Raw genomic sequence first — 8,420 nt, forward strand, 5'->3', positions numbered from 1 at the left:
GGGTCGATGTAAATCATCTGCACCTTGCCGGCCATCCCCTCCTTTTCCAGCAGTGAGTTCATCACGAGCAGGCTATCGCCGGCAATCAGGCGGTTGGTCCACCCGTGCTTGTGCTGGTAGAACTCGATGGCCTGGCGCAACGGTTCCTTACGTTCTTCTTCGAATAGCCCCAGTTGCACGGGTTCGGCTTGGCCGTTCTTCTTCCGTACCGCTTCGATGATGGTGCGCGGATCGATGCGCTCGTGGACGTGCAGGGAGACAGTCGGCACCTCGAACGAGGTATGCTCGGCCTTGCCCGCCCAGACGAGTTGCGGGTCAAGGTGGGGGTCGTAGGCGTAGCGCTTTTTCTTTTGGCCTGCGTCGGGGTCGTTCTCGGGCGTTACCAGCCCCACGAGCGGGTTGTTGACGCGCTCTTTGTCGCGGTGCTCGTAGGACTCGATCGCGCGTTTGGTATCGGTTTTCTTTCCTGCCATCCAGTCCTGCCTATGGGTTTCGTCGTGGGCCTATTGGGAAGGCTAGCTTGAGACTAACTTTTGATCCAACACCGAGCTGTCGCGTCAGCTTTTCTCTCCCAAGCCACCTATCCGTCCAGTTGCGCCCTCAGGGTTTGCACGCCCTGCCGCGACCAGCTCACTGCTCCAACACGCTCGGCAATGTAGAGGGGCCGCTGCTTTTGCCGAAACCAAGTAGCTACTGCCTCGCCAACAGGGCCGGAGCTGATGCCTGCCTGCACCTGAAAGCGCTCCAGCAAGTCCAAGATTATGGATCCCCCATCCCACCACAGCCAGTCGATCTGGGCCGGCAGCAGGGGGGATCCGGTTAGCTCAGCCTGGACGTTGGTGCCGGCGGATCCCAAGAGCAGCCAACGGGATCCCTCCGCCTCCAGGGTCAACACCAGAGGGTTGGTGTGGACAGCCTGCAGCTTCAGCCGCTCCGAAAAAGGGATCCAATCCGCAGGCCGCAAGACTTGATAGGGGATCCCGGCTGCTTGCACGGCGCTGAGGGAGCGCAGGTAGCTGTCCGAGGCGGCATTGACGCCGCCCCCATCCCAGAACTGCCCGATGGAGAAAGCCGAAAGCAGGATCTCCCAGCCCCCATTGGCCGAGCCGGCAGAGGCCATGGCCACCGCCCCTTCCAGACGGCGCAGGCCCTGCTGCCGCAAAAAGGGCAGCACCGTGCGCTCGGCCAAGCGGGGATCGCCACTGTTCAGTAAGAGATGGCGTCCTTCGGCTTGGATGGCCAGGATGGGGATACGGCCACTGGCCAAAGCCGTGATCTGAACTGGCGGCCCCGGCCACAGCCTCGGCCCCAGCAGGATGGCAGCCATAACCAGAGCAGTACCCTGCCAGCGGAAAGCCCGCCGCCAGCGGGGCCAAAAGGTCAGGGCCACCAGCGCCCCGTAGAGGAGCAGGCACTGCAGCAGCGAGACCCTGCCGGTGTAGTAGGAGCTTAGGGGCCAGCCGGCCATCCAGCTCACCCAGTTAATCAAAGGCGTGAGCAAAAACGTCAAGGGCCGGGCCAGCAGGGATCCCAGCCCCGGCCAGATCAAGGCCACCAGGGCCGCCCCAAACCCTGCCACCAGCAGCGGCACTACTAGAAGCAATAGCAGCGGGTTGGCCAGCAGCGAGTAGGTGGGGATGCGGCCAAAGATAACCACCTGTAGCGGCAGGGTCCAGATCTGGGCGGCCAGCGGAACGGCCAGAGCGGTAGCCACCGCCGGCGGCAAAAAGTCCAGCCGGGACACGATCGGCGCCGTCCCCACCAGCAGCCCCAAGGTGGCAGCAAAGCTAAGCTGAAACCCCAAGTCCGTAATCCACAGGGGCTGGTAGATCAAGAGCAAAACTGCCGCCACCAGCAGCGTCCCCAGGGGGTCAAGCCTAACTTTTCCTTCCAGTCTGGGCTCCGTCAGTACCAGCATGGCCGCCACCCCCATCACCGCCGCCCGCAGCACCGAAGGCGTAAACCCCGTCAAGGTGAGGTAAATCCCCAAGACCGCCAGGAGGATCCCTTGCTGCAGGCGCACCGGCAGCCGCCGCGTTAGGACAAACACCACCCCCACCACCAGGGACACGTGAAACCCAGAGGCCGCCAGGACGTGGGCCAGGCCAACTTCCCGAAAGGCATCCTGCAAATCAAAATCCAATTGCGCAGCGCGGGATCCCAGCACCAAGGAAGCCAAGAGGTTCCCCTGCCGCTCCCCCAGCCCAGCAATGAACGCCTCCCGCACCCGCCGCCGCAACACCCAACCTCCCCAGCCCCTCCCGCCCGGTTGGGGAATCACCTCGCGAGCGCTGAACCCCGCAAAAGCTCCCTGGCGCTGCAGATAGACCTGAAAATCAAAGCTGCCTGGGTTCAGGGCTGGACTGGGGAGGTAGAGGGATCCCGTCAGGCGCACCCGCTGGTTGGGATGGAGATCCTGGCTTGGGAGAGCTTCAGGGCTGGCAGTGACGTAGAGCTTGCCGCTCACCTGGCGAGCGGTGGAGTTGGCCTCCAACACCTGCTCCGCCTCAAGCCAAAACTGCCGCCGCTCGCTGCGGGTGGGACGGGGCTCTGAAAGAACGGTGCCCACCAGGCTCATCTGCGGCTGTGGGGCCAGCAGGCTGATATCCGTCGGGCCGGGAACCGGCTGCCGCCAGCCCAGGTAGGCCCAGGCTAAACACCCCACCAGCCCCATCGCCAGCCAGGTGCGGGCCAAACGCAGTTGCCGCCGCCACACCAGGGAGCCCGCCAATCCCAACGCCAGCGGGATCCCCCAGCCCCAGCCGCTCACCGCCGGCCAGGCCCGCAGCAACAGGCCCAGGATCCAGCCCAGCCCCAGCAGATAGGTTCTCTCCATCTCCTCGCAGCGCGTTTGCCCCCACTGTACTGTCGCCCTCAGGCAGGATCCATGGCCTTGTCTTAACCTTGACCGCTTGCCGACCCAGCAAGAGCCCGCAAACTCCCTCTTGCAAGGTTAAACTGAGACGTAATGACCCACTGGCTGTTGACGGCGATATTCTAGGGTTTAAGCTGCCAAGAGGTGAGGCGCATCAGCTCGCTACCAAGTACAGGAGCGGGCATCCTCCCTTTTCAATCCCAGAGAATCTTGGCAGGGTCGTTAGGGTGATAGTGGGCTTCGCAAGGTGGGGAAACCGCACATGGACAGCGCTTTGCTGCAAGCAGCTCGTCAGATCTATCAATTCCATCTGCAGCATCGACCGGAGGTGCTGGAGCAGCCGCCGCGGGGCGTGGTCATCCATCGCCGTACCCTGAGAGGGGATCTGATCTTTTCTGAGTTTCCCATTCTGCTGCCTCAAGAAACCTTCATCCCCTTGCAGCAGTTGGAACCGCTCCGATGAGGCCCTTCTGCCCAAGCCGAGCCTAAGCGCCTACGATAGCAGAGCAAGCCTCTTGTTCTCCCTCTGGACGGCTGCGATGGTGAACTTCCTTGCCAGCACCTGGGAGCTGCGCCTGTTGGGCTGGGTGCTGGTGTTGGTGCTGGGAGCCTGTGTGGGCAGCTTTCTCAACGTGGTAGTCTATCGCCTGCCGCGGGGCCTCTCTCTGCTTTATCCTGGATCCCATTGTCCCTACTGCAAGACGCCCCTGGGCCCCACGGAGAACATCCCCATTCTGGGCTGGTTCCTGCTGCGGGGCCGCTGCCGCCACTGCGGTGCGCGGATTAGCTGGCGCTACCCTGCCGTTGAGGCCTTGACCCTGGGGCTGTTCGGCCTCAGCATCGCCATCTTGGGATTTTCCCCCCGCGGGATCCTCACCTGTGTCTTGTTGGGCTGGCTGCTGGCCCTGGCGCTGGTTGATCTGGATACGTTTTTGCTGCCGGAGGAGCTCACCCGCTCCGGCTTGGTGGCGGGGCTGGTGGCCCGCTTGGCGCTGCCCTGGCTGGAAGGGTCGGGATCCCTGGCGGCCATGGGCCTGTCGCTGGTGGCCGGGATCGCGGGGGCCGTGTTGGGCATTTGGTTGCTGGAGGGCATTGGCTTTGTTGCCCGCTGGGTTTTGCAGCGGGAGGCCATGGGCGGAGGAGATGGCAAGCTGCTGGCTCTAGTCGGCATGTGGCTGGGCTGGCAAGGGGTGGTGGTGGCCCTCATCTTGGGCTCTGGGTTGGGTTTGCTGGGCAGCCTGCTGGCCATGGCCAAAGGAAAGGCCCGCCTGGGCAAACCCATCCCCTTCGGCCCCTACTTGGCTCTGGGCGGTGCCGTGGCCGCTCTGGCGGGATCCCCCCTGATGGAAGCCTACCTGCACTGGTCGGGGTTGCTGGGGTAGAACTCCCTCACCCCTCTTCCAGTGGCAACGGCGCCAACGATCGGCAGGGATCCCCTTTGGCCCCTATTCCACCCCCTCGATCCGGTCTTCCACTTCTTGGTACAGCTCCTGCAGGCGCTCGATATTGGCCTGAGAAGTCTGCCAGTAGCCACGCCCGTGCACCTCCAGCAGGGTGCCGACGATACGCCGGAAGGAGTGGGGGTTGAGGTTCATCAGCCGCTGCCGCATCGCCTCGTCCTTGATGAAGGTCTCGTTGGTTTCCTCGTAGATCCAGTTGTCCACTGCGCCCGCCGTGGCCGACCAGCCGGAGGTGTTCACCAGCCGCTTGGCGATCTCCCGCACCCCTTCGTAGCCGTGCTTGAGCATGCCCTCGTACCACTTGGGGTTGAGCAGCTTGGTGCGAGCATCAAGGCGGATCGTCTCACTCAGGGTGCGGATCTGGGCGTTGGGCGTGGTGGTATCCGCCATGTAGGCCGAGGGGGCCTTGCCGTCCGGGCGCAGGCTCTGCACCAGCTTGGTGGGATCCGCATCGAAGTAGTGGCTGACATCCGTCAGGCTGATCTCCGACGAATCCAGATTCTGGAAGGTAACGTCCACCGTCTTTAGGCTGGCCTCAAAAAGCTGCCGCATCTGCTGGTTGGGCAGATTGGAGCCAAAGGCAAAGGACTTGCGGGATAGATACATCTCCCGCAGCTCGCTCTCGTCTTCCCAGGAGCTGTTTTCTACCGCCAGGCTAATGTTGGCCGAGTAGGAGCCGGAGGCGTTGGAAAAGACCCGCGTTGCCGCCTGCTCCAGCGTCAGCCCCAACTCCTTGGCCTGCTGGAGGGCGTGCTTGCGCACAAAGTTCAGCTCCAGCGGCTCATCGGCCAGGGCCGCCAGCTTCACCGCCCGGTCGAGGAGAGCCATTTGGTTGACAAAGAGATCCCGGAACACGCCGGAGCAGTTCACCACCACGTCGATGCGGGGCCGCCCCAGCTCCTCCAAGGGGATGAGCTCCACTTTGTTCACCCGCCCCAGAGCATCCGGCTTGGGACGCACTCCCAGAAGGCAGAGCACCTGGGCCAGCGATTCCCCATAAGTCTTGATGTTGTCCGTGCCCCAGAGCATCACCGAGATGGTTTCCGGGTACCTGCCGCCGTTGGCGCTCAACTCGCGGGCTAGCAGCCGCTCCACCACGATCTCCGCTGACTTAATGGCCGCTGCGGTGGGGATGGACTGGGGATCTAGAGCATGGATGTTGCGCCCCGTCGGCAACACATTGGGGTTGCGGATGGGATCCCCGCCGGGCCCCGGCAGGATGTACTCCCCTTCCAAGGCCCGCAGCAGCGATCCCAGCTCGTAGTCAGCCGTAATTTGCTTAAGGCACTCTTCCAAAAACTCAAACAGAGGCTTGAGCAGCTCTGCATCCACCTGGGGATAGCCCGCCTCCTTCAGGGCCACCAGCCAGGGCGCCTGCCGTCCCATGTTGAAGAAGTTGAGCTTAGCTACCCTGGAGACCCGCCCCTGGGCGTCGGTTTGCTCCTGCACCAGGGCCGCCACTGCCTTGTGGCAGGCCTTGTTGATGCGATCCAGCAGCTCCGTATCCGCCAGGTGCCCCCGATCCCGGTTGCGGTAGATCTCGTCGATATCCCGGCCTAGGCTCTGGGCAATAATGCGAGGCAGGCCAAGGATCCCTTCTTCTGGGCGGTCAATGCTGGCGATGCTGACCAGCGTGGCAATGGCCTCCTCTGCCGTGGGGGGCGCCCCGATGACATGCAGACCACAGGGCAATAGCCGCGACTCAATCTCCATTAGCTTGGCGTAGAGCTTGCCCACCACTGTGTCCCGTTCTTCCAGAGTCAGCTGGGCAGCATCCCCCTCTGGCAGCTCCACATCCTTATCCAGGTTGACCAGGCGCGCCTTGTCACAGATGGCGTTGACAATGGCAATGCCCCGTGCCCCCTCCCGCAGGGTTTGGTAAGAGCCAATCAGCTCCCGCAGCTCCTGCAGCCCCTTGTAGAGGCCGGCATTCTCTGCCGGCGGTGTCAGGTAGCTGATGGTGCAAGCGTAGCCGCGCCGCTTGGCAATGGTGGCCTCGCTGGGATTGTTGGCGGCGTAGTAGTAGAGGTTGGGCAGGGATCCAATCAAATTATCCGGGTAGCACTCGCCCGACATGCCAATTTGCTTACCGGGCATGAACTCCAAAGAGCCATGGGTGCCAAAGTGCACCACCACATCGGCTCCCCACACTTTCTCCAAATAGGTGTAGTAGGCGGCAAAACCGTGGTGGGGGCTGGCCGATCTAGAAAAAAGCAGCCGCATGGGATCCCCTTCGTAGCCAAACGTGGGCTGCACCCCGATGAACACGTTGCCAAAGTGCTTGCCGTAAATCAGCAGATTTTGCCCGTCGGTGTTCAGGTGCCCTGGGGGTGGCCCCCAATATTTTTCAATGGCTTTGACATAGGGCGTCAGGGCCTCGTATTCCCGCACCGACAGCTTGGCAGCCACGTTCAGCTCCGGGCTGGCGTACTGGGCCTGGGCATCGTGCAGGATGGCCTCCATCAACTCCTGCGGCGTTTTGGGCAGCTCCGGCCCCAGGTCGTAGCCGTTGTGGGCCAGGGCCTGCATGACGCGGTGGATGGAGGCAAACACATCTAAGTAGGCTGCTGTCCCCACATTGCCTTTGTCTGGCGGGAAGCTGAAGACAGTGATGGCGATCTTCTTCTCCAGCTTGGGCTTGCGCCGCAGATTGGCCCACTTGATGGCCCGCGCTGCAATCAGCTCAATCCGATCCTGCAGAGCATGGGCCTTGCCGGTGGCGGCGTCCCGGCCCGAGAGGATGATGGGATCGATGGCCCCATCCAGCTCAGGAATGGCAATCTGCAGCGCCACCTGCACCGGGTGCAGGCCTAAGTCACTAGTGGCCCATTCCTCTGTGGATTGAAACACCAAGGGCAGCGCCACCATGTAGGGGCGATTGAGCCGTTGCAGCGCCTCCACGGCCTTGGGGTGATCCTGCCGCGCCGGCCCGCCCACCAGGGCAAACCCGGTTAGCGACACCACCACATCCACAATTGGCGCCGTCTTCTGCTCATTCCAGAAAAACTCGTTCACCGGCTTGGAGAAGTCCAAGCCGCCGGCAAACACCGGCACCACCCGCGCCCCCCGCGACTCCAACTCCTGCACCATGGCCACGTAGTGGGCATCGTCCCCCGTCACCAGGTGGGTGCGCTGCAGCACCAGCCCCACGCAGGGAGCCAGGGGATCCTTCACGTCTTCCGGCAGATCCTCGCGGGCATTGTACCAATCCCAATACTCTGCCAGGCTGGCAAACATCTGCGGCGCCAGCGGGTGCCAAATGCCCATCTCCAAATAGGTGACTGGCTCGGCAAAGGAGAGCTGTCCCCGCATCCCCGGCAGGTAGCGATCCGCCAGCATCAGCAAAAAGTTCTCCAGGTTCTCGCGGGATCCGCCCAGCCAGTACTGGAAGCTGAGCATGAAGTTGCGGGCATCCTGGGCCTTGTCGAAGGGCAGGTACTTCAACACCTTGGGCAGCGTCTGCAGCAGCTTCAGCATCCCCTCTTGGAAGTTGGCTCCCTGTTGGCGCTTGCGCATGAACTGGGCAATGGCGCTCTTAGATTGGCCCAGTTGCGCCATGGAAAAGGATCCCAGCTTATTAAGGCGCATCACCTCTGGCATGGAGGGGAACACCACCACCGCATCCAGCCGCTCCCGCAGGGGTTCTACTGCCTGTACCACCTTCTGGGCAATGTCCTCAATGAAGATCAAGGAGCCGATAAAGACATTGGCCGTCTCCAGATCCCGCCGGAAAGCCTCATACCCCGCGGGATCCCGCAGCTCTTCCACCAAGTAGCCAGACAGCTCCACCGCCAGCTTGGGGTTCTGGGCATTGATGCGCTGCACCGCCGCCGTCAGGGCACTCTGATACTGCGGCTCCAACACCACGTACACCACCTTCATCAGTCGGCGCCCCCCCAGCTCAGCAGGGGTCACGTGGCGGGTGATGGGCTTAACCAGAGTAAACATGCAGTCGCTCTCCCTTGTGCAATGCAAAAAAGCAAGTGGGCCGGGAATGGGCATTCTTCCCCAGCGCCTGTTTCCCGTTCTACCAGAGAACCGGATCCCTGCTGGGGGCATAACGCCAGCCTCGTAACAATTCGCAA

General features: G+C 62.6%; 4 protein-coding genes and 1 pseudogene. 2 read left to right on the forward strand and 3 right to left on the reverse strand.

Going from position 1 to position 8,420, the window contains the following annotated elements:
• Both NW852_RS08330 and NW852_RS08335 read right to left on the reverse strand, forming a co-directional pair.
• Positions 1-473, reverse strand: a pseudogene (locus NW852_RS08330) (site-specific DNA-methyltransferase); the annotation flags it as partial.
• A 107-nt stretch (positions 474-580) separates the two neighbouring features.
• Positions 581-2,836: a ComEC/Rec2 family competence protein gene (locus NW852_RS08335; RefSeq protein ID WP_414426637.1), complete on the reverse strand. Its 2,256-nt coding sequence runs from the start codon at positions 2,834-2,836 to the stop codon at positions 581-583.
• A 301-nt stretch (positions 2,837-3,137) separates the two neighbouring features.
• Between NW852_RS08335 and NW852_RS08340 the strand changes: the two genes are divergently transcribed.
• Together NW852_RS08340 and NW852_RS08345 are read left to right on the forward strand one after the other, a co-directional pair.
• Positions 3,138-3,338 carry a hypothetical protein gene (locus tag NW852_RS08340; RefSeq protein ID WP_414330572.1) on the forward strand — a complete coding sequence of 67 codons (201 nt, stop codon included), beginning with the start codon at positions 3,138-3,140 and terminating at the stop codon, positions 3,336-3,338.
• Positions 3,339-3,414: 76 nt separating this feature from the next.
• Complete coding sequence (locus NW852_RS08345) at positions 3,415-4,257, forward strand: prepilin peptidase (RefSeq protein WP_414370695.1); 843 nt, start codon at positions 3,415-3,417, stop codon at positions 4,255-4,257.
• A gap of 63 nt (positions 4,258-4,320) precedes the next feature.
• On the opposite strand, the gene NW852_RS08350 is transcribed toward NW852_RS08345, so the two are convergent.
• Positions 4,321-8,283, reverse strand: a complete 3,963-nt coding sequence (locus NW852_RS08350) for a magnesium chelatase subunit H (protein WP_414370693.1) — start codon at positions 8,281-8,283, stop codon at positions 4,321-4,323.
• Positions 8,284-8,420 lie beyond the last annotated feature (137 nt).

The organism is Synechococcus sp. H60.1, assembly GCF_047462335.1.
Classification (GTDB): domain Bacteria; phylum Cyanobacteriota; class Cyanobacteriia; order Thermostichales; family Thermostichaceae; genus Thermostichus.